Source organism: Streptomyces sp. NPDC031466 (assembly GCF_055581265.1).
On record NZ_JBVIJT010000017.1, the window covers coordinates 42,087 to 63,524 of the forward strand.

General features: G+C 72.6%; 15 protein-coding genes. 3 read left to right on the plus strand and 12 right to left on the minus strand.

Features of this window, described 5'->3' with window-relative positions:
• Positions 1-141 precede the first annotated feature (141 nt).
• Together ACZ5GP_RS32900 and ACZ5GP_RS32905 are read right to left on the minus strand one after the other, a co-directional pair.
• Complete coding sequence (locus tag ACZ5GP_RS32900; RefSeq protein ID WP_468754326.1) at positions 142-3,204, minus strand: putative bifunctional diguanylate cyclase/phosphodiesterase; 3,063 nt, start codon at positions 3,202-3,204, stop codon at positions 142-144.
• 387 nt (positions 3,205-3,591) lie between these two features.
• Entirely contained in the window at positions 3,592-4,545 is a 954-nt protein-coding gene (locus ACZ5GP_RS32905) for a 2-hydroxyacid dehydrogenase (protein ID WP_468754327.1), read from the minus strand.
• Positions 4,546-4,662: 117 nt separating this feature from the next.
• Between ACZ5GP_RS32905 and ACZ5GP_RS32910 the strand changes: the two genes are divergently transcribed.
• Together ACZ5GP_RS32910 and ACZ5GP_RS32915 are read left to right on the plus strand one after the other, a co-directional pair.
• Positions 4,663-5,688, plus strand: a complete 1,026-nt coding sequence (locus ACZ5GP_RS32910) for an aldo/keto reductase (protein WP_468754328.1) — start codon at positions 4,663-4,665, stop codon at positions 5,686-5,688.
• A 116-nt stretch (positions 5,689-5,804) separates the two neighbouring features.
• Entirely contained in the window at positions 5,805-6,965 is a 1,161-nt protein-coding gene (locus ACZ5GP_RS32915; RefSeq protein ID WP_468754329.1) for a PQQ-dependent sugar dehydrogenase, read from the plus strand.
• Between the two features lie 55 nt (positions 6,966-7,020).
• Here the strand turns inward: ACZ5GP_RS32915 and ACZ5GP_RS32920 are convergent, their stop codons facing one another.
• The 7 genes from ACZ5GP_RS32920 to ACZ5GP_RS32950 form a co-directional block, all read right to left on the minus strand.
• Positions 7,021-7,248: a DUF6191 domain-containing protein gene (locus ACZ5GP_RS32920; protein WP_468754330.1), complete on the minus strand. Its 228-nt coding sequence runs from the start codon at positions 7,246-7,248 to the stop codon at positions 7,021-7,023.
• An 80-nt stretch (positions 7,249-7,328) separates the two neighbouring features.
• On the minus strand, positions 7,329-10,412 hold the full coding sequence (locus ACZ5GP_RS32925; protein ID WP_468754331.1) for a helix-turn-helix transcriptional regulator: 3,084 nt from the start codon (positions 10,410-10,412) through the stop codon (positions 7,329-7,331).
• A 67-nt stretch (positions 10,413-10,479) separates the two neighbouring features.
• A complete protein-coding gene (locus tag ACZ5GP_RS32930; RefSeq protein ID WP_468754332.1) occupies positions 10,480-10,659 on the minus strand; it encodes a hypothetical protein in 180 nt (59 codons plus the stop codon).
• 199 nt (positions 10,660-10,858) lie between these two features.
• On the minus strand, positions 10,859-11,494 hold the full coding sequence (locus ACZ5GP_RS32935; protein ID WP_468754333.1) for a hypothetical protein: 636 nt from the start codon (positions 11,492-11,494) through the stop codon (positions 10,859-10,861).
• A gap of 35 nt (positions 11,495-11,529) precedes the next feature.
• Positions 11,530-12,108 carry a GNAT family N-acetyltransferase gene (locus tag ACZ5GP_RS32940; protein WP_468754334.1) on the minus strand — a complete coding sequence of 193 codons (579 nt, stop codon included), beginning with the start codon at positions 12,106-12,108 and terminating at the stop codon, positions 11,530-11,532.
• Positions 12,077-14,347: an MMPL family transporter gene (locus ACZ5GP_RS32945; protein WP_468754335.1), complete on the minus strand. Its 2,271-nt coding sequence runs from the start codon at positions 14,345-14,347 to the stop codon at positions 12,077-12,079. The genes ACZ5GP_RS32940 and ACZ5GP_RS32945 overlap by 32 nt, the downstream gene beginning before the upstream one ends.
• Before the next feature lie 213 nt (positions 14,348-14,560).
• Positions 14,561-16,678, minus strand: a complete 2,118-nt coding sequence (locus tag ACZ5GP_RS32950) for a phosphocholine-specific phospholipase C (protein ID WP_468754336.1) — start codon at positions 16,676-16,678, stop codon at positions 14,561-14,563.
• A 228-nt stretch (positions 16,679-16,906) separates the two neighbouring features.
• Between ACZ5GP_RS32950 and ACZ5GP_RS32955 the strand changes: the two genes are divergently transcribed.
• Positions 16,907-18,088, plus strand: a complete 1,182-nt coding sequence (locus ACZ5GP_RS32955) for an SMI1/KNR4 family protein (RefSeq protein WP_468754337.1) — start codon at positions 16,907-16,909, stop codon at positions 18,086-18,088.
• 88 nt (positions 18,089-18,176) lie between these two features.
• Here ACZ5GP_RS32955 and gatB read toward each other — a convergent pair whose 3' ends face one another.
• Genes gatB through gatA form a run of 3 tightly spaced genes read right to left on the minus strand, consistent with a single transcriptional unit; the run spans position 18,177 to position 21,437 of the window.
• A complete protein-coding gene (gene gatB, locus ACZ5GP_RS32960) occupies positions 18,177-19,691 on the minus strand; it encodes an Asp-tRNA(Asn)/Glu-tRNA(Gln) amidotransferase subunit GatB (protein ID WP_468754338.1) in 1,515 nt (504 codons plus the stop codon).
• Between the two features lie 16 nt (positions 19,692-19,707).
• Positions 19,708-19,947 (minus strand): hypothetical protein, encoded by a 240-nt coding sequence (locus tag ACZ5GP_RS32965; RefSeq protein WP_358579402.1) that lies wholly within the window; start codon positions 19,945-19,947, stop codon positions 19,708-19,710.
• A complete protein-coding gene (gatA, locus tag ACZ5GP_RS32970; protein WP_468754339.1) occupies positions 19,944-21,437 on the minus strand; it encodes an Asp-tRNA(Asn)/Glu-tRNA(Gln) amidotransferase subunit GatA in 1,494 nt (497 codons plus the stop codon). Before gatA ends, ACZ5GP_RS32965 begins: the two co-directional genes overlap by 4 nt.
• Between the last annotated feature and the right edge of the window lies 1 nt (position 21,438).

The following is a 21,438-nucleotide window of genomic DNA, read 5'->3' on the forward strand; positions in this document are numbered from 1 at the left end:
CAAGCGAGGGGAGCGCGCCGGGTGCGGGTCGCTGGGATCCGGTGTTCGGACCGGTCGTTCCCAGCTTCAGCCGACGCGCTTTCCAAGTACGAGAATTCGGGTGCGCATGGCATTGACCCTCCCCCCGGCACGCAGGGTGTGTCAAGTAGGTGGGACGGGGGTCTCATTATGTGAACGGGCGTAGGCCGAGGGGCCGCCCGTGAAGGTCGTGGGACCTCCGGCGTAGGCGCCCGCCGCACCGCCCGCGTAGGGCCCCGCCGGGCCGCCGGTGAACCCTCCTGAGGGCGCGCCGGCGTAGACGCCCGGGACACCGCTCACGAACGCCCCCGGGGGGCCGCCCGCGAGCACCGGCTCGGCCGGACCGCGCGGCACCGGGTACTCCCCCAGTGTCAGGGCCCTGCGCAGCCGGTACTCGTCGAGAGGCCCGGAGAAGGCCATGCCCTGCCCGTGTGTGCAGCCCATCGCACGCAGGGCGACCACCTGTTCGGGCAGGTCGACACCGTCGGCCACCGAGAGCAGCCCGAGGTCGTTCGCGATGCGCAGCAGACCGGCGGTGATCTTGTGCAACCGCGCGGACTCCACGACGCCCTCGATCAGACCCCGGTCCAGCTTCAGTACGTCGACGGGGAGCCGGCGCAGCGCCGTGATCGCGGCGTAGCCGCTGCCGAAGCCGTCCAGGGCGATGCGGACACCGAGTCTGCGCAGGGCCGTCAGCCGGCGCTCCAGGTCGTCCAGCGGGACCCGGGGGTCGCTGTCGGCCAGCTCGATGATGAGCGCCCCGGAGGGCAGCCCGTACCGGGTCAGGAGCGCCTCGATGGAGCCGAGGGGCATGGAGCGGTCCAGGAGGCGGCGTGCGCTCATACGGACGGCCACCGGCACCGCGTGGCCCGTGGCACCGCGCTCGGCAGCCTGCGCCACGGCCTCTTCGAGCATCCAGCGGCCCAGCTCGGCCGCGCGGTCGCCCTCCCTGCCGTGCCCGGCGTCCCTGCCGCCGTTCTCCGACACCCGCAGGAACTCGGCCGGCGTGAAGAGGATGCCCTGGGCCGAGCGCCAGCGGGCCTGTGCGGCGACCGCCGTGATCCGGCCGTCGTCGAGGGAGACCACCGGCTGGTGGAGCAGCGCGAACTCACCCTCGTGCAGGGCCGAGCGCAGCCGGGTGGCGAGCTGCGCCTTGCGGACGACGTCGGCCTGCATCTGGGGGGCGTACAGCTCCACGCGCCCCTTGCCCGCCGCCTTGGCGCGGTACATCGCGAGGTCGGCGTTGCGCAGCAGCTCGCCCGCCCCGATGCCCGGTTCGGCGAAGGCCACACCGATGGAGGCGGCGACGCGCACGTCGTTGCCGTCGATGGCGTACGGCTGGGAGAGGGTGATTCTCAGCCGGTCGGCGAGTTCGTAGATGTGCTGCTCCCTGGCGGTCTGGTCCCTGGTGCCGTCGCCGACGATGAGGGCCGCGAACTCGTCGCCGCCGAGCCGGGACGCGGTGTCGCCCGAGCGCACCGCCTCCTGGAGTCGGCGTGCCGCCTGGATGAGCAGTTCGTCGCCGGCCTGGTGGCCGATGGTGTCGTTGACCGCCTTGAAGCCGTCCAGGTCGATGAAGAGCACGGCCGTGCCGCGGTCGGTCACTCTGCGCCCGGTCAGGGCCTGGCTCACGCGCCGGGTGAACAGGGCGCGGTTGGGCAGGTCGGTGAGCGGGTCGTGCTCGGCGTTGTGCTGCAACTGCGCCTGGAGGCGCACGCGTTCGGTGACGTCTCGGCTGTTGAAGATCAGACCGCCGTGGTGGCGGTTGACGGTGGACTCCACGTTCAGCCAGTCGCCGGTCCCGGACCTGAAGCGGCACTCGATGCGGGTGGTGGGCTCCTCGACGGGGTTGGCGGCGAGGAACCTGCGGACCTCGTGGACGACTCTGCCGAGGTCCTCGGGGTGTATGAGCGAAGCGAGTTCGGAACCCACCAGTTCCTCGGCCTCGCGGCCGTAGACCCCGGCGGCGGCCGGGCTCACGTACCGCAGGATGCCGTTCGGCGCGGCGATCATGATGACGTCGCTGGAGCCCTGGACCAGGGAGCGGAAGTGGTTCTCCTTCTGGGCCAGTTCCTGGGTGAGGGTGATGTTGTCCAGGAGCATGATGCCCTGGCGTGCGACGAGGGCGAGCACGACGGTGCCGGCCGTGAAGAGCACCACGCGGTCGACGCTGCGCCCGCTCAGTACGTTGTAGAGGATCCCCAACGTGCAGACGGCGGCGGCGAGATACGGCGTGAGGGCGGCGAGCGAGCCCGCGATCGGCCGGGTCGCCGCGGTCCGCGCGTCCTCGGGCCCGCTGTCGTCCCCCGCCTGCGCGGGGCCTGGCCCGTCCGCGCCGCGCGCCTGCCAGGGCGCGGTCCAGGGGGCGTAGGCGAGCAGGAGCGAGCCGGTGAACCAGCCGGCGTCCAGCAGCTGGCCCGAGCGGTAGCTCGCGTGCAGCAGCGGGGAGGTGAACAGCGCGTCGCACATGACGGTCAGGGCGAGCGCGCCGATCGCGGTGTTGACCGCCGTGCGGTTGGCGGGCGAGCGCCTGAAGTGCAGCGCGAGGACCATGCTGACCAGCGCGATGTCCAGGAGCGGGTAGGCGAGCGAGAGCGCGGCGTGGGCGACGCTCTGCCCCTCGAACTGCGCGGTGTGCGCGAGGGCCAGACTCCAGGAGAGCGTGAGGAGCGAGCCCCCGATCAGCCAGGAGTCGAGGGCGAGGCAGCCCCAGCCCGCCTTCGTCACCGGCCGCTTGGCCAGCACGAGCAGGCCGATGATGGCGGGCGGGGCGAAGCACAGGAAGAACAGGTCGGCGAGGCCGGGGCTCGGCACCTCCTGCTGGAGCACGACCTCGTACCAGCCCCAGACGGCGTTGCCGAGGGAGGCCATGGCGGAGGAGAGGGCGAAGAGCAGCCACGCGGGCCGGAAGCGGCTGCGCCGCGTGCGGGAGTAGCGGAAGCAGGAGACGGCGGCGACCGCCGCCGCGATGCTCAGCCCGAAGTCGCCCATGAACAGCGCGAGTCGGTGTGATCCCCAGCCGATCGCGGAGCCCATGGCGTACGCGCAGCAGATCAGCAGCAGCGCGAACTGGGGGGCGAGTCCGCCACCGTCCGGCACGGGGCGGCGGGCCGACGGCGCCCTCGGGGGCCGCGGGGCCGAGGAGAGGCCCGCTTCCAGCACGGTGGTGCTCGGCGGGGCGCTCACCGGACCGCTCCGCTCCGCGCCCGCCCCGGGTCCGTCCGGCCCCCGCGGCGGCCGGGAGAGCACGGGCACTGCCGCCCGCGCTTCCGGCCGCTCGTGCGGCTGTCGCCGCTCCCGCGCTCGCGGGAGGGGGTACGTGAGAGTCGGCGGCGGCTTTCCCGCCGCGTCGGATCGTCCGCCCATAGGCCGTACATCACCTGTCGCCCCCCTCGCAGTCTGATGTCCCCATCCCCGGCGCCGCATGGTCCACGGCGCATCCCCAGTCGGGACGATACACCAGGCCCGTCACGCAGGGACATAGCACCTCTACGCTGCGTGACCGCCCGAGGGCAAGTGAACACGGGGCGCACATATACGAGCGCGTAGCGTGCGCGGAACGGCCTCAGACGATCAACCGGCCGTCCGATGCACGACGTTGTCAAGAGGGCGGCCCTCGGCGAACCGGGTCAGTTGCGCGGCGAGCAGACGGTGGGCGCGGGGCAGGAAGGCGGACGTGGAGCCGCCCACGTGCGGGCTGATGAGCACTCCAGGAGCGTGCCACAGCGGGTGACCTGCGGGCAGCGGTTCCGGGTCGGTCACGTCGAGGGCGGCGATCAAGCGGCCGGACTCCAGTTCGGCGAGGAGCGCCGCGGTGTCGACCACCGGGCCGCGGGCGACGTTCACGAGCAGCGCGCCGTCCTTCATGCGGGCCAGGAAACCGGCGTCCACCAGGCCCCGGGTGTCCTCGGTGAGGGGCGTGCAGAGCACGACGACGTCGGCCTCGGGCAGCAGGGCGGGCAGCTCGGTGAGCGGATGCACGGGGCCGCGCTCTGTGTCACGGGCAGAGCGCGCGACGCGCGCCACCCGCGCACACTCGAAGGGGGTGAGCCTGTCCTCGACGGCGGAACCGATGGCTCCGTGGCCCACGATGAGCACGGACTTGTCGGCGAGCGCCGGGTAGAAACCGGACCGCCACTCCTGGCGCCGCTGTCCCTCGACGAAGCGCGGGACACCGCGCAGCGACGCGAGGATCAAGGTGAGGGCGAGTTCGGCGGTGCTGGCCTCGTGCACCCCTCGGGCGTTGCACACCTGCACGCCGGGCGCCAGCCGCGGGAGCCCGGGTTGCACGTGGTCGATGCCGGCGGTCAGGGTCTGCACGACGCGCAGCGAGGTCATCGCGGGCAGGGGGCGCACGGCGATCTCGGCGGCCTTCATGTAGGGCACCGCGTAGAAGACGCAGTCGGCCGGGTCGGCGGGGAAGTCCGCGCCGCCGTCCCAGTGGCGGTAGTCGAACCCGGCCTTCGACGCGTCGGGCAGGCCCTGGATCTCGTCTGCTTCGAACGGAAGCCATACGTCTGTCGTCATGCCCTGGAGGCTAATGCGCCAGGTCATGTGCCGTCCGTGGGGAGGCCGCGGTCGGGCGCCGGGCGCCAGCGGCTAGTTTGGGTGATCTCCGGACGGGGAGTGGGAGGGTACGGGCAGGTGGAGCGCAGGACGATCGGCGCGGGGGCGCTCGAAGTGGGCGCCGTCGGACTTGGCTGCATGCCGATGAGCTGGGCATACACCGGCTCGCGGCAGCGCGGCGACGCGTCGCTGCGCACCGTGCACGCCGCATTGGACACCACCGGCGCCGCGGGCCCCGGGGTGACGCTCCTGGACACCGCGGACATGTACGGGCCCTTCACCAACGAGCTGTTGGTCGGCCGGGTGCTCCGGGAGCGGCGGGCCGAGGCGTTCGTGTCGACCAAGTGCGGGCTGCTGGTGGGCGAGCAGCACATCGTCGCCAACGGCCGCCCGGCCTATGTCAAGCGGGCCTGCGACGCCTCGCTGCGGCGGCTCCAGATCGACACCATCGACCTCTACCAGTTGCACCGCGCCGACCCCGAGGTGCCCATCGAGGAGACGTGGGGCGCCATGGCCGAGCTGGTCGCCGCCGGGAAGGTGCGGGCTCTCGGGCTGTGCGCGGTGGGGGCCCGGGCCCATCGGCGAACGGTCGCGGGACGGCCCCCGGCCCGGTTGCACGAGGTGACGATCCGCCAGTTGGAGCGCGTCCAGCAGGTCTTTCCGGTGAGCGCGGTCGAGGCCGAACTGTCGGTGTGGTCGCCCGAGGCGCTGGACGAGCTGCTGCCGTGGTGCGTGGCGCGGGGGGTGGGGTTCCTCGCCGCGATGCCGCTGGGGAATGGTTTCCTCACCGGGACGCTGACACCCGGCCAGGGCTTCGAACCGGACGACCTGCGGGCCCGCCACCCCCGCTTCACCGCCGAGATGATGGCGGCCAACCAGCCGCTGGTGGTGGGGCTGCGCCGGGTCGCGGAGCGGCACGGGGCGACCCCGGCGCAGGTGGCGCTCGCGTGGGTGCTCGCCCAGGGGCGGCACGTGGTCCCGATCCCCGGGGCCAAGCGCGCGCGCTGGGCGGTGGAGAACGCGGGGGCGGCCGGGGTGCGGCTGACCTCGGCGGACCTGGCGGACATCGAGGCGCTGCCGGCGGCGCTGGGGTCGTGGGACTGAGGGCGCGGGCGACGGCGGTCCGCGCGCCGCGCGCCCTCCCGTGCGGCGCAATGGGATCCCGCGGGGCACGAGCGGTGTATGAACGGGGAAAGCGCTGCGTAGAAGGGACCCTGATCGTGCAACGACCCGCTGTCACGGCCGTGTTGACCGCTGCCACCCTCGTCCTCGCGGCCGGCTGTTCGTCCGGGGGCAAGGACGGGACCGACCACCGCGAGAGCCCGGCCGGAAGGCGGAGCCCGAGCACGTCACCGACCGGCGGGCCGGGCGCCGAGCCCCCTGCGGCGAAGGGCTCCGCGAAGGTCACCCGCACTCTCACCACGGGCCTCGCCTCCCCGTGGGGTCTCGCCGCGCTGCCCGGCGGGGACCTCCTGGTCTCCTCGCGCGACGAGGGGACGATCACCCGGGTGGACGCCACCACGGGCAAGAAGACGGAGCTGGGCGCGGTGCCGGGCGTCTCCCCCGGTGGCGAGGGCGGCCTGATGGGCCTCGCGCTCTCCCCTTCGTACGCCTCGGACCACATGGTGTACGCGTACTTCACCACCGAGTCCGACAACCGTGTCGCCCGGCTGCTCTACGACGAGAAGAAGCCCCAGGGCGAGCAACTCGGGGCGCCCGACACGGTCTTCAAGGGCATCCCCAAGGGCATGATCCACAACGGCGGCCGGATCGCCTTCGGTCCGGACAAGATGCTGTACGCGGGTGCGGGCGAGACCGGCGACACGGATCTGGCGCAGGACGAGAAGTCGCTCGGCGGCAAGATCCTGCGGCTCACCCCGGACGGGGAGCCCGCCCCCGGAAACCCCTTCGACGGCTCTCCCGTCTACTCGCTGGGCCACCGCAATGTGCAGGGTCTGGCCTGGGACGAACAGAAGCGGCTGTGGGCCTCGGAGTTCGGCCAGGACACCTGGGACGAGCTGAACGAGATCAAGGCCGGCGGCAACTACGGCTGGCCGAAGGCCGAGGGCAGGGGCGGCGAGAAGGGCTTCCGCGATCCGGTGGCCCAGTGGAAGACCTCCGAGGCCTCACCGAGCGGTGTCGCCTACGCCGAGGGGTCGATCTGGCTGGCGGGCCTGCGCGGCGAGCGGCTGTGGCGCGTCCCGGTGCGGGGCGTGGCGGGTGAGCCGGAGCCGCAGTCCTTCCTCAAGGGCGAGCACGGCCGGCTGCGCACGGTGCTCTCGGCGGGCGGCGACAAGCTGTGGCTCGTCACGAGCGAGACGGACTCGCGGGGCACGCCGAAGAAGGGCGACGACAGGATCCTGGAAGTGGAGGTGGAGTGACGTCGCGGGCCGCGGGGGGCCTCGCTCCGGGGGCGAGCGGGGTGAGCGGGGTGGCTCAGTCCGCTCGGTCCGCGTCGGCTGTCCGGTCGTCCGTCGTCGGGGTGTCGTCCGCGCGGGGCGCGGGCACAGGGGCTTTGACGACCACCTTGCCGGACGACAGGTCGATCGGTCCGCGCCCCGGGTCGCCGTCGGCGAGGTCGACCCGGGTCATCTCCAGACGCTTCTGCTCGTCGTCGGTGTGCTTGCGTCCCGGCGCGAACAGCGCCTCGATCGCGTTGAACACTGCGCCTCCTGTGAGCCGAGTTCCTGTCGTCAAGCGTAAGTGAGGCCGCCTTGAACCGGCCGGGAGCCGAAAGGCGCAGGTCAGACCCGGCTCGCGGGCGGGAACAGGCGCAGCCGGTGGGCGAGGGCCGCCGCCTCGCCCCGGCCGGTGACGGACAGCTTGGCGAGGATGTTGGAGACGTGGACGCTCGCCGTTTTGGGGGAGATGAAGAGTTCCTCGGCTATCTGGCGGTTGCTGCGGCCCACCGCGACGAGCCGCAGGACGTCCCGCTCGCGGCTGGTCAGCCCGAGCGCCTCGGCGGGGTCGGCCGGTGCGTCGGCGGGCACGGCCTCGGCGGGGTTCAGGGTGAGGCGGGCCCGTTGGGCGAGGCCGGTGATCGCCTCCATGAGCGGTCGCGCGCCGAGGCCATGCGCCACCTCCCCGGCCTGGCGCAGGAGCTGGGCGGCGCGCTCGCGGTCGGTGCCGTCCGGGGCCAGCAGGGCCTCGGCGAGGCGCAGCCGGACGCGGGCGAGGTCGTAGGGGCGGTCGAGCACTTCGACGGCGGCGACCACGGCGGACCAGTCGGCACAGCCGTCGCGGCCCTCGGAGCGCAGTAGCTCGGCGCGGGTCCACTCGTCGTAGGCCCGCCAGAGCGGAAGGGGGGTGGCGAGGGCCTTGGCGGCGGCGCGGATGTGTGCGATGACGGCGGGGCGGCCGGGTTCGGCGGCGGGCAGGCCGCGGGCGTCGGCCTCCATGGTGGCGGCGGCGAGCAGCAGGGGCCAGCCGTAGCGGTGGGTGCCGACGGGGAAGCCGGTGGCGAGGGCGCGCTCCAGCTCGGCGCGGCCGTCCAGGACGCGGCCCTCGGCCGCCGCGATGCCCAGGGAGATGCGGGCCAGCGGCAGGATGTACTGCGGCTGCGGGTCGTGGCTGCCGTAGTGGTGGCAGGCGGTCTGGAGGTGCCGGATGGCGGCGTCGAGGTCGCCGCGGAAGAGCGCCATGCGCGCGGAGCACTGGGCGGCGGAGCCCCGGGGCTTGGAACTCTGCACACGGCGGTACGTCTGGGCGACGGCCTCGGTGGCCTCGTCCCAGCGGCCGAGGGTGATGAGGGACTCGGCGGCGTTGGCCCACACCCAGCCCTCGGTGTCCACCAGGCCGTACTTCCGGCAGAACTCGATTCCCTCCATCGAGACCTTCACGGACTCGGCGGAACGGCCGGCGCCCTCCAGGGCGGAGGGGAGGTTGATGTGGGCGCGGCTGAGGTCGGTGACCAGGCCCTGTTCGACGACGCGGTCCCTGACCTCGTACATCTCGGCGAGGCCGCTCTCCGGGTCGCCCGCCTCGATGAGGAGGTTGCCGCGGGTGAGCCGGGCGTTCAGTTCAATGGTGTCGGCCTTGACCATGCGGGCGTACTCGACGGCCCGTTCGGCGGCGGCGAGCGTCTCGGGGCCCGGGTCGTGCAGCATGCCCCAGGAGGCGCGGTGGACGAGCACGTCCGCGTGCACCTCGGAGGGCGGCAGGCCGCGCATCAGCTCCTGGGCCTTGGCGATCTCGTCCCAGCCGTCGCCGCGGCCGAGGGTGGAGACGAGGCGGGAGCGCGAGACCCAGAACCAGGCGGCCCGCAGCGGGTCGTCGTCGCCCTCCAGCAGCCGCAGGGCGCGCTTGGTGATCTTCAGGGCGCGGTCGCGTTCGCCGCACAGGCGCCCGGCGACGGTGGCCTCGGCCATCAGGTCCAAGAAGCGCAGCGGGGTGGTGGCGGGGTCGCAGCCGCAGGCGGGGTAGCCCTCGACGTAGTCGGCGGGGCGCAGTTCCTCGCGTACGGCGTCGGGGGCGTCGTCCCACAGCTCCATCGCCCGCTCCAGCAGGCGCAGTTGCTCGGCGTAGGCGTGCCGGCGGCGGGCTTCCACGGAGGCGCGCAGGACGGCGGGCAGGGCCTTGGCGGCGTCGTGCGCGTGGTACCAGTAGCTGGCGAGGCGGGCGGCGCGCTGGTCGGCGGCGACGAGCCCGGGATCGGCCTCCAGGGCCTCGGCGAAGCGGCGGTTGATGCGGGAGCGCTCGCCGGGCAGCAGGTCGTCGCTGATGGCCTCGCGGACCAGGGAGTGGCGGAAGCGGTAGCCGTCGCCCTCCGGTGAGGCGAGCAGGATGTTGGCGCCGACGGCGGCGCGCAGCGCCTCGATCAGGTCGTCCTCGCCGAGTCCGGCGACCTCGGCGAGCAGTTCGTACTCGACGGTCGAGCCGCCCTCGGCGACGATCCGCGCCACCCGCTGGGTGTCCTCGGGGAGTTCCTCGACGCGGACGAGGAGCAGGTCGCGCAGGGAGTCGGTGAGGCCCGCGCAGCTGCCGCCCGCGGCGGCGACCGCGAGTTCCTCGACGAAGAAGGCGTTGCCGTCGGAGCGGTCGAATATGTCGTCCACCAGGGCCTGTTCGGGCTCGGCGGAGAGTATGCCGGCCATCTGCCGGGCGACCTCGTCCTTGCTGAAGCGGCCGAGTTCGACGCGCCGGACCGTGCGCAGCCGGTCCAGCTCGGCGAGCAGGGGGCGCAGTGGGTGGCGGCGGTGGATGTCGTCGGCGCGGTAGGTGGCGAGCAGGACGAGGCGGCCGCCGCGCAGGGTGCGGAAGAGGTAGGCGAGGAGGTGGCGGGTCGAGGCGTCGGCCCAGTGCAGGTCCTCCAGGGCGACGATGACGGTGCGTTCGCGGGAGAGGCGCTCCAGGAGGCGGGCGGTCAGCTCGAACAGCCGCGCCATGTCCTGTTCGTCGGACCGGGTGGCCCGGAAGTCGCGGCCGTGCGGGGCGGCGCCCGCCAATTCCGGCAGGAGGCGGGCCAGTTCCTCCTCCTGGCCCTCGGCCGCCGCGGCCAGTTCGTCGGGGAGCCGGCGGCGCAGGGCGCGCAGGGCGGTGGAGAAGGGGGCGAACGGCAGGCCGTCGGCCCCGATCTCCACGCAGCCGCCGAGTGCGACGACGGCGCCCTGTTGCTCGGCGGCCGCCGTGAACTCCTCGACGAGGCGGGTCTTTCCGACGCCTGCCTCGCCGCCGAGCAGCAATGCCTGCGGCTCGCCCGTGCCCGGGCCCCCGGCTCCTTGGAGCGGGGTGCCCGTGGCGCGGGCGAGTGCTTCGTTCAATACGGCCAGTTCGTCGGTGCGACCGACGAACACCGGGCTCACGGACCTGGTTTCCACGCCCGCGAGCATCGCACAGTGCGCGGACGGTGCGGCACCCCATTTTCGCTGGGTGGACCAGGTCAGGGGCCGGTCCACCTCAGGCGGCCCGGGTGAAGCGGGCCCTCCACATGTGTGCGTTCACCCGCCCCTCCGCGTCCTGGCGGGCCGCTCGACGGGCGGCGGCGCGGTTCTTGCGGGCCTCGGCGAGCAGGCGGCCCCGGTCGGCCTGGCGGGTGAGGTCGGCGGCGCGGAGCTGGTGCATCTCGTACTCGAACATCTCGTACCCCTTGGGTGATCGGCTTTCCCATCGCTCTCTGCGATGTCTCTACTTTCTTCTCCCAGGGGGGTCCCTCACATCGGGCGAGTGCCGCATCTGCGAGGGGCGGGGGGCCTTAGACGCGGCGAGGGGCGGGCCGGGGGCCTTAGCCCCTGACCCGCCCCTGCCTTATCCGGTGCCCATGTCCTCCGTACGCGCCTCAGGAAGGTGCCGACGGGAGGCCGAGCAGCAGGTCCGTGTACTTGGCGACGGCGAGGATCAGCCCGATCACGCCGAGCACGACGCCCGCCCATGCCACGGACTTGATCCACGGTGCCTGCTCCTGGCCGGGGGTGCCGAACGCGGGCCTGACGAGGACCACGAAGCCGGTGACCAGGGCGGTGAGGGCGAAGATGCCGGCGATCAGCGCGGTGATCTTCCAGGAGTCGCCGTACAGGGCCTGGATCTGGTCGGCGACGTTCGCGGACCGGGCCGTCTCCAACTGCCCCACGATGTTGGAGCGGGCCGCGGCGACCGTGCCGAGCCAGCCGCCGGAGAGGCCGATCACGCCGAGGGCGGCGGAGACGACGGCGGCGGCGCCCTGGCCCACCCCGGCGGCCTTACCGGGCGTGGGGACGGTCTCGGCGGCACCTTCCGCCTCGGGGTCGGCGGCCCCCTCCGCCTCGGGATCAACCGCCCCTTCGACGTCGGCGGTGTCGTACTCGGCGGTCGCGGCGTTCCCCGCCGGGACGGGCGGGGCCGCCTTCCCGGCCCCGGTCGCCTCGTCGGGCCCGGTCACTTCCTCGGTCCCGGTGGCGTCCTTGGCCCCGGCCGCGTCCTGCGTCTTTGTACCCATGCGCCGCACCGTACGGACGCAGTCTGAGAGCCGTCTTAACGAACGCCGCCGACGGGCGCGGCGGTGTCCCGGGCCGCCCGCCACTCGGGTGCGAGCACCGACCACACCTCCATGTCGTGGCGCACTCCCTGCCAGGGGAAGCTCTCCCGCAGCACGCCGTCCCGGGTGAAGCCGAGCCGCGCGGCGGCGGCCTTGCTGCGGTCGTTGCGGGAGGAGACCAGCCACTCGACGCGGTGCATGCCCCGTTCCTCGACGGCCCAGTCGACGACGATCCGGGAGGCCTTGTTGACCAGTCCGCGCCCGGCGGCCGAGGGCTCCAGCCAGACGCCCAGCTCGCAGCTCTCGGTACCGGTGTCGAAGATCCGGAAGAGCACGCCGCCGACGAGCGTGCCCGCCAGCCAGATGCCGTAGAGGCGCCCGGTGTCGGCGGCCTGCTTGTCGGCGTACCGCTGGAGGTGCTCCCGCGCGCTGTCGAGGTCCTGGACGGTCACGGTGAAGGGCACCCAGGGCCCGGCGTACTCCCGGGCCCGCTCCACGTGCGCCAAGAACTCCCGGGCCTGCCAGGGTTCGATGGGCCGCAGCTCAGCGTCGTCGCCCAGCGATATCGTGAACATCCCGCTCCTCGGATCCACTCACGTCCACAGGTGGCGCGTGGGGCACACGCCGTCCGGGGATCTTCGCACGCGCGTCGCGCGGGTTCGAGCGACATTCGGGCGGCTCGATGCTGATGCGCGGCAGCAGGCGGTCCAGGCGGCGCGGCAGCCACCAGTTGGCGTTGCCGAGCAGGTGCATGAGCGCGGGGACCAGCAGGGTCCGCAGGACGAAGGCGTCGAGCGCGACGGCCGCCGCGAGGGCGATGCCGAACATCGCGATGACCCGGTCGCCGCTGAGGACGAAGGCGAGGAAGACCGAAATCATGATCACCGCCGCGGAGTTGATCACGCGGCTCGTCTCGGCGAGGCCCACCCGCACCGCGCGCCGGTTGTCGCCGGTCTCCAGCCACTCCTCGTACATGCGGCTGACCAGGAACACCTGGTAGTCCATGGAGAGCCCGAAGAGGACGGAGACCATGATCACGGGCAGGAAAGGCTCGATCGGCCCGGCCCTGCCGAGCCCGAGCAGCTCGCTCCCCCAGCCCCACTGGAAGACCGTGACGACGATCCCGAACGCGGAGGCGACGGCGGCGACGTTCATCGCGGCGGCCTTCAGCGGGATGCCGAGGGAGCGGAAGGCGAGCAGGAGCAGGACGCAGCCGAGGCCGATCACGACGCCCACGAAGAGCGGCAGCTTCGCGACGATGATCTCCGCGAAGTCGTCGTAGCCGGCGGTGACCCCGCCGACCGCCACGTCCAGCGAGCTGTCCGCCTCGGCCGCGGGCAGCACGTCCTCGCGCAGCCGGTCGACGAGGTCGCTGGTCGTCCCGGACTGCGGGGAGGTGTCGGGCAGGACGGTGAGGAAGGCCGTGCGGCCGGCTTCGTCGTACGTCACCGGGCTCACGGAGGCGACGCCCTCGGTCGATGCCAGCGTCGTGCCGAGGTCGGTCAGGGCGTTGCGGTCGCCCGCGCCGTAGACCTCGCTGACCAGGGTCAGAGGGCCGTTGACACCGGGCCCGAAGCCGTCGGCGAGCAGGTCGTAGGCCTGCCGGGTGGTGGCGGTGGCCGGGTTGTTGCCCTGGTCGGACGTGCCCAGGTGCAGGGTGAGGGTGGGCAGCGCGAGCACGGCCATGACCAGGACCGCGACACCGCCGAGGAGCTTCGGGTGGCGTTCCACGAAGGCGGCCCAGCGGGCGGCGAGCCCGGTCGGCAGCTCCGGCTGCGGCCCGTGTTCGGCCAGTGCGCGGCGCTCGCGGCGGCTGAGGGCGCGCGGCCCGATCCAGGAGAGCAGCGCCGGCAGCAGGGTCACGGACGCGGCGACGGTGAGGACGACGGTCAGCGAGGCGGCGATCGCGACGCCGTTGAGGAAGCCGAGCCGCAGTATGAGCATGCCGAGCAGGGCGATGCAGACGGTGGCGCCGGCGAAGACGACGGCGCGCCCGGTGGTGGCGACGGCACGCTCGGCCGCCTCGGCCACGGGCAGGCCGCGTCTGAGGCCCTTGCGGTGCCGGGTGACGATGAACAGGGCGTAGTCGATGCCGACGCCCAGGCCGATGAGCGTGCCGAGCATCGGGGCGAAGTCGGCGACGGTCATCACATGGCCGAGCAGCACTATGCCCGCGTAGGCGGTGCCGACGGACACCAGGGCGGTCGCGATGGGCAGGGCGGAGGCGGCGAGCGAGCCGAAGGCGAGGAAGAGGACGACGGCGGCGACGCCGACCCCGATGATCTCGGCGACCTCGGCGTTCTTGGACTCGGTGAGCCCGATGGCGGTGCCGCCCAGCTCGACCTGGAGTTCGTCGGACTCGGCGGCCTCGGCCGTGTCGACGACCGCCTGCGCCTGCGCCGTCTCGACCTTGTCGGCCTGTTCCCGGAAGGTGACGGTGGCGTAGGCGGTGCGGTCGTCCGGGCTGATCTGGCTCGCGCCCCGCGGGTCGTAGGGGCCGGTCACCGAGGCCACGGCGGGCAGTTCGGCGATCTTGTCCAGGGTCGCGGACATGGTCCGCTCGACGTCGGCGGCACGGACCGAGGCGCCGGGGCCGGTGTGCCAGACGACGGTGTCGCTGTCGCCACCGAGGCCGTGGAACGCCTTGTCCAGGAGCTGGGCCGCCCGGCCGGACTCGGTGCCGGGGACCTCGTAGTCGTTGGAGTACGCGGACCCGGCGACGGCCGCGGCACTCGCGGCGCCGCCGAGCGCGAGGAGCCAGAGCAGGACGGCGAGAAGGCGGTGCCTGACGCACCACCGTGCGAGTGCTGCCACGTACTGGCTCCCTGGGTGATTCGTGGATCTTTATCGGGAACAGCAGTGAATCAACTGAACAGCCCGCAAAGAACACTTGAAGGGCGGTATGAGCGCCGGGAACACCTTGACAGCCTCGGAAGATCCTTTGTCCGTTTCGTGGCCTTCCTCACAAGGGCACAAGGGGTGCGCGGAGGTCTCCGGAACGCTCCGCGCACCCGTGCGTGCCGGTCGTCAGCCCGAGACGCTCGCCCGACCGTTCTCGATGTGGCCCATGAGGCGGCGGCGGAAGGCGGTGTCGCGGTCGGCGGTGACCTCCACGTCGTACCAGCCGTGCTCGTCGTCGGTGTGCCAGGCGACGGTGCGGCTGCCGCCCGCCTTGACGCGGACGGTGCGGGTGCGGCGCCTGAGGTCGTCCTCGTCCACGTAGCCGAGCGGCTTGACCGTGAAGACCAGCTCGCGGCGGCCGCGGTTGGCGAGGGTGAGGTGGATCTCGCGGCGGGTGATCGCGGAGGCGAGCCGCGCGCCACCGTCCTGGCCGGTGCTGCCCGGCTTGCCGCCCGCGAACTCGCGCCGGAAGCCGTTCGGCCCGGTGACGGTGAAGGAGTACGTGCCGCCCGGCACCGGCACCGTCCAGGAGCCCTTGCGGACGACGTCCTGGTGCTGCGGGAGGGGGAACTCGCCGGCGTAGGGGTAGAGCGCGAAGTGCGCGCTGGAGCTGCCGCCGTTGCGCAGCCGCACGGTGAGCGAGCCGTCCTCGCCGGGCCGCGCGTCCGCGTCGGGCTGGTACGGCAGCGGGCGGGCGCGCCGGACGCCGGGCTCCTGGACCGGCATGGACTGCTCCAGGGGCGGCTGCGGCCGCCAGCGTCCGGTGAAGGCCGGGATGGGGCCCGGCCGCTCGACGTCCGGGCGGCGGTGGGCGCGCCGGAAGTCGAAGGCGCCGGTGAGGTCACCGGTGACCTTGCGCCGCCAGGCGCTGATGTTGGGCTCCCGCACGCCGGTCCACTTCTCCAGGAAGCGCACGACGGAGGTGTGGTCGAACACCTCGGAGCAGACGTAGCCGCCGACGGTCCACGGCGAGACGACGAGCATCGGCACGCGCACGCCGAGCCCGGTCGGCCTGCCTTCCCAGCGCTCCTCCTTCTCCTCGGGCGATTCGCCGCCGGGCACGGGCGGCGGGACGTGGTCGAAGAAGCCGTCGTTCTCGTCGTAGTTGATGAACACGGCGGTACGGCGCCACACCTCGGGGTGGGAGGCGAGCGCGTCGAGGATCTTGTAGACGATGGTCGCGCTGTGGATCGGCGAGGAGACGCTGGGGTGCTCGGAATCCAGCGCGGAAGGCACCAGATAGGTGACGTGCGCCAGCTTGCCGCCCGCGACGTCCTTGGCGAACTCCTCGGCGAGCTTCCCGGTCGGCACCCGCCGCAGGCCGCGCTCGAACAGCGACCGCTCGTGCTTGCTCAGCGTGGCCACCCCCTCTTCCAGGGTGGCGAGCAGCTCGGCGCGCGCGGTCTCGTCCGCGGCGTCGCGCACCTTGGCGTAGAAGGCCTCCATGTAGGTGAGGCCGGTCTTGGCCAGGGCCTTGCGGGCGATGGCCTTGAAGGTGGTGAAGAACTCGATCTGGTTGTCGGTGAAGTTCTCCCACTCCGTGTACGTCCGCCAGCTCACGCCCGCCTTCTCCAGGCGTTCGGCGTACGTGCCCCAGCCGTATCCGGGGTGGGTGCCCTCGGCGTACGCGTCGTTGCCGACGGCCCGCTTGCCGTTCGCCTCGTAACCCGTCCTGCCGCTCCACAGGTGGTTGCGGTTGGGGCTGGTGGAGGTGTGGATGGAGGAGTGGTAGGCGTCGCAGACGGTGAAGGTGTCGGCGAGTTCGTAGTGCAGCGGGATGTCCTCGCGCGTGTAGTACGCCATGGTGGCCGCCGTCTTGGCGGTGACCCAGCCGTCCATCCAGCCGCCGTGCCAGGCCTTGGCGCCGCCGCCCCAGGAGTGGTCCAGGTCGCCGATGTACTGGAGGTCCTTGCGCTGCGTCCTGGCGGCCTCGCGGACGGGGAAGGGCAGGACGGTGCGCGAGGCGTCGGGCTGTTCGAACACGGACGTACCGCTCGGCAGCCGGATGGCGTTGCGGTCGCCGAAGCCGCGCACCCCGCGCAGCGAGCCGAAGTAGTGGTCGAAGGAACGGTTCTCCTGCATCAGGATCACGACGTGCTCGATCGAGTCGAGGCCACCGCCCCGCGGCGGCTCGTGCGCGAGCGCCTCCTGCAGCGAGGGCGGCAGGAAGGAACCGGCGGCGGCCGCACCGAGCGCGCCGCCGCCGACCGCCATCAGGCGTCTGCGCGAAATCTCCGGAGTCACGTGTGACCTCCCAGTAGTCCTGGCCCTGTTGCCCTGGCCGGCGTCAATGGTTCTCCGCTGATCCATTGATCTCTTCGGCGGGGACGCTAGTGACGTCCGGTTTCCTTGTGAAGGCGGAGGGACGAAGTCGGGGTGAACGTCCAAAAGGTCCCGGACGCGGGGCCCTCGGGCGGCGCCCCGATGTCCCTTTTCGGGGCGTTGTCAGTGGCGGGTGCCATCCTCGGAGGCATGGAGATCACCGAGCGCGTCGCCGCCTTCAGGGACCTGCTGGGGCCGCCGCCCGATGCCGTGCCCGCCGTCGACTGGGCGGCCGTGGAGGCCTGGCTGGAAGTCCCGCTCCCGACCGACTACAAGGCCCTGGTGTCGGCGTACGGCCCGGTCGAGATAGGTGGCGGCGCCGCGGCCATCCGCCTGCACACCCCCTGCGTCAGCGCCGATGGGCGGTATGAGTACGGGGCGTGGGTGGTCGAGACCCACCGTCACTCCGCGATCCGGCCGAACATGTTCACCCGGGAGCGGCGCCGCTTCCTGCCAGAAGAGGGCGGCCTCCTCGCCCTCGCCACGACGGCGGGCGGCGACCACCTGTTCTGGGACACCTCGGTCTCCAAGGACCCGGACGCGTGGCCGGTGGTGCTCCTGACCACGTCCATCGCCGTCGGTGAGGCCGAGCCCTGGGCGTCGTACGAAGTCCCGTTGCTGGACGTGCTGTCGGCGGCCGTCCACGACAGCGCGGCCGCCCGGGACGGTGTGGCCGTCCACGCCTGGGCGCCGCTGGCCGGTGCCGGCCCCTGGGCCCCGCCGCCCCGGGGCACGTACGTGGACGCGCGCCAGCACGCCGCGCTCACCGAGGGCGAGGGCCTGGCGGCGGTCACCGCGCTCATACCCCCGCCCCTGACGCCCCATCTGGGCACCGGGACGTGGGAGCAGGTCTTCGCCCGGCTCGGTACCCGGCTCCCCACGGACTTCATGGCCCTCACCGAGCGGTACGGCGCGGGGAACTGGAGCTGGTGGCTGGACATGCCCGCCCCCCTGGACCTGGCGGGCCGCTTCGGGCTCGCGGCCGGCGCCGAGGAGATGCTGGAGGGCTACCGCGCCCTGCGCGAGGCGCACCCCCAGTACTACCCCATGCCCGCCTGGCCCGAGCCCGGCGGCTTCCTGCCGTTCGCCTCGACCATCGACGGGGACGTGATCGGCTGGTGCGCCGAGGGCGAGCCCGACCAGTGGCGCGTCGCCGTCGATCCACGGCACGCCGACCAGGGCCCGCCACTGCCGGGGAACTTCACCGGGACGCTGCTGAACTGGCTGCGCGGCGACGGACCGGGCACCGCCGGCTTTCCCGGACTGCGCCCGGATCAGGACCCGTTGGAGCACATGTTCTTCGAGCCGTTCGCAGCGCGCGGGACCGGGTGACCGTGCTCCCGCCGGGCCTTGCGGGTACGGGTGAGGGGGCGGCGCCCCTGCCGGGTGCGCCGCCCCCTCACGCGGACGGTGGAGAGCCTCAGCCCTCGCTGACGCCCAGCTTCTCCAGGATCAGCTCCTTGACGCGGGCCGCGTCGGCCTGGCCACGGGTGGCCTTCATGACCGCGCCGACCAGCGCCCCGGCCGCGGCGACCTTGCCGCCGCGGATCTTGTCCGCGACGCCCGGGTTGCCGGCGATGGCCTCGTCGACGGCGGCGGTGAGCGCGCCCTCGTCCGAGACGACCTTCAGGCCGCGCTTTTCGACGACCTCGTCCGGCGTGCCCTCGCCCTTCAGGACGGCCTCGATGACCTGGCGGGCCAGCTTGTCGTTCAGGTCGCCCGCGGCGACCAGCTCCGTCACGCGGGCGACGTGCTCCGGCGTGATCGCCAGCGCGCCGAGGTCCACGCCCTGCTCGTTGGCGTGCCGGGCCAGCTCACCCATCCACCACTTGCGGGCCGACGCGGCGTCCGCGCCCGCGTTGATGGTGGCGACGATCGGGCCGATGGCGTCGGCGTTGAGGATCGACTGCATGTCGTGCTCGGAGATGCCCCACTCCTCGCGGAGCCGGTTGCGGCGCAGTCGCGGCAGCTCCGGGAGACCGGCGCGCAGCTCCTCGACCCACTCCCGGGAGGGGGCCACGGGGACCAGGTCGGGCTCCGGGAAGTACCGGTAGTCCTCGGCGTTGTCCTTGATGCGGCCGGAGGTCGTGGAGCCGTCCTCCTCGTGGAAGTGGCGGGTCTCCTGGAGGATCGTGCCGCCGGAGGAGAGCACCGCCGCGTGGCGCTGGATCTCGAAGCGGGCGGCGCGCTCCACGGAACGCAGCGAGTTGACGTTCTTCGTCTCGCTGCGCGTGCCGAACTCCTGTTGGCCCTTGGGGCGCAGCGAGAGGTTCACGTCACAGCGCATCTGGCCCTTGTCCATGCGGGCCTCGGAGACGCCGAGCGCCTTGATCAGCTCGCGCAGCTCGGCGACGTACGCCTTGGCGACCTCGGGGGCCCGCTCGCCCGCGCCCTCGATGGGCTTGGTGACGATCTCGATGAGCGGGATGCCGGCGCGGTTGTAGTCCAGGAGCGAGTGCGAGGCGCCGTGGATACGGCCCGTCGCGCCGCCCACGTGGGTGGACTTGCCGGTGTCCTCCTCCATGTGGGCGCGCTCGATCTCCACGCGGAAGACCTCGCCGTCCTCCAGCTGGACGTCCAGATAGCCGTTGAAGGCGATCGGCTCGTCGTACTGGGAGGTCTGGAAGTTCTTCGGCATGTCCGGATAGAAGTAGTTCTTCCGGGCGAAGCGGCACCACTCGGCGATCTCGCAGTGCAGCGCGAGGCCGATCTTGATGGCGGACTCGACGCCGATCTCGTTCACGACCGGCAGCGCGCCGGGCAGGCCGAGGCAGGTCGGGCAGGTCTGGCTGTTCGCGCCCTGCTTGAGGGTGGTCGAGCAGCCGCAGAACATCTTGGTCTTGGTGCCCAGCTCGACATGGACCTCGAGGCCCATGACGGGGTCGTACGTCGCGAGGGCTTCCTCGTACGACACCAGGTCGGTAGTGACAGTCACGGTGAAACTTTCCCTCTCAGCCCAGCAGGACGTCGTCGTCGCCGAGGCGCTTGAGCTCCCGCAGGAGCAGCGCGACGCCGGTGGCGATGGCAGCGGCGGAGACGACGGCGTCCACGAGGCGGAGCGTGTCGTGTTCGGTGCGGGCCAGCCTGGCCTGCTTGAGCACGGAGACCGCGCCGAACGCGGTGGTGCCGATCGACAGATACGTACCGGTCTTGGACTTCTTGAAGCCCTTGGCCTTGTTCAGTGCGCTCACAGTGACGGTGCCTCCTCCAGCAGCGGGTGCCCCCACTTTTCCACGAAGGCGGCCTCTACGGCGGCGCCCACCTTGTACAGGCGGTCGTCCTTCATGGCGGGGGCGATGATCTGCAGCCCGACGGGCAGGCCGTCCTCCGGCGCGAGACCGCAGGGCAGCGACATGGCGGAGTTGCCCGCCAGGTTGGTCGGGATGGTGCACAGGTCGGCCAGGTACATGGCCATCGGGTCGTCGGCGCGCTCCCCGATCGGGAAGGCCGTGGTCGGCGTCGTCGGGGAGACGATCACGTCGACCTGCTCGAAGGCCGCCTCGAACTCGCGGGTGATGAGCGTGCGGACCTTCTGGGCGCTTCCGTAGTACGCGTCGTAGTAGCCGGAGCTGAGCGCGTACGTACCCAGGATGATGCGGCGCTTGACCTCGTCGCCGAAGCCGGCCTCGCGGGTGAGCGCGGTGACGTCCTCGGCGGACTTCGTGCCGTCGTCCCCGACGCGCAGGCCGTAGCGCATCGCGTCGAACCGGGCGAGGTTCGAGGAGCACTCGGAGGGCGCGATCAGGTAGTACGCCGAAAGGGCGAGGTCGAAGGAGGGGCAGTCCAGCTCGACGATCTCGGCGCCCAGCGACTTCAGCAGCTCGACGGACTCGTCGAAGCGCTGGACGACACCGGCCTGGTAGCCCTCGCCGCGGAACTGCTTGACGACACCGACGCGCATGCCCTGGACGGAGCCGTTGCGCGCCGCCTCGACGACCGGCGGGACCGGGGCGTCGATGGACGTCGAGTCCAGCTCGTCGTGCCCGGCGATGGCCTCGTGCAGCAGGGCCGCGTCGAGGACGGTGCGGGCGCAGGGGCCGCCCTGGTCCAGGGAGCTGGAGAAGGCCACCATGCCGTAGCGGGAGACGCCGCCGTAGGTGGGCTTGACGCCGACCGTGCCGGTGACGGCCGCGGGCTGGCGGATGGAGCCGCCGGTGTCCGTGCCGAGGGTCAGGGGGGCCTCGTAGGCGGCGAGGGCGGCGGCCGAGCCGCCTCCGGAGCCGCCGGGGATGCGGGTGAGGTCCCAGGGGTTGCCGGTCGGGCCGAAGGCGCTGTTCTCGGTGGAGGACCCCATGGCGAACTCGTCCATGTTGGTCTTGCCGAGGATGACGACGTCGGCGGCCTTCAGCTTCTTGGTGACCGTCGCGTCGTACGGCGGGATCCAGCCTTCGAGGATCTTGGAACCGACCGTGGTCGGGATGCCCTCGGTGGTGAAGATGTCCTTGAGCGCCACGGGCACGCCGGCCAGCGGGCCGAGCTTCTCGCCCCTGGCGCGCTTCTCGTCGACGGCGCGGGCCTGCGCGAGGGCGCCCTCGCGGTCCACGTGCAAGAAGGCGTGCACCTTCTCGTCGACGGCGTCGATACGGGCCAGGTGGGCCTCGGTGACCTCGACGGCCGTCAGCTCGCCGGAGGCGATCTTCGAGGCGATCTCGGCGGCGGTGAGCTTGATGATGTCCGTCATG

Bases quoted from the DNA above. Each gene is read 5' to 3' on its own strand.
- ACZ5GP_RS32905 (WP_468754327.1), bottom strand. From the start codon at position 4,545: ATGACGACAGACGTATGGCTTCCGTTCGAAGCAGACGAGATCCAGGGC.
- ACZ5GP_RS32925 (WP_468754331.1), bottom strand. From the start codon at position 10,412: ATGCTCGCGGGCGTGGAAACCAGGTCCGTGAGCCCGGTGTTCGTCGGT.
- ACZ5GP_RS32930 (WP_468754332.1), bottom strand. From the start codon at position 10,659: ATGTTCGAGTACGAGATGCACCAGCTCCGCGCCGCCGACCTCACCCGC.
- ACZ5GP_RS32935 (WP_468754333.1), bottom strand. From the start codon at position 11,494: ATGGGTACAAAGACGCAGGACGCGGCCGGGGCCAAGGACGCCACCGGG.
- ACZ5GP_RS32940 (WP_468754334.1), bottom strand. From the start codon at position 12,108: ATGTTCACGATATCGCTGGGCGACGACGCTGAGCTGCGGCCCATCGAA.
- ACZ5GP_RS32955 (WP_468754337.1), top strand. From the start codon at position 16,907: ATGGAGATCACCGAGCGCGTCGCCGCCTTCAGGGACCTGCTGGGGCCG.
- gatA (WP_468754339.1), bottom strand. From the start codon at position 21,437: ATGACGGACATCATCAAGCTCACCGCCGCCGAGATCGCCTCGAAGATC.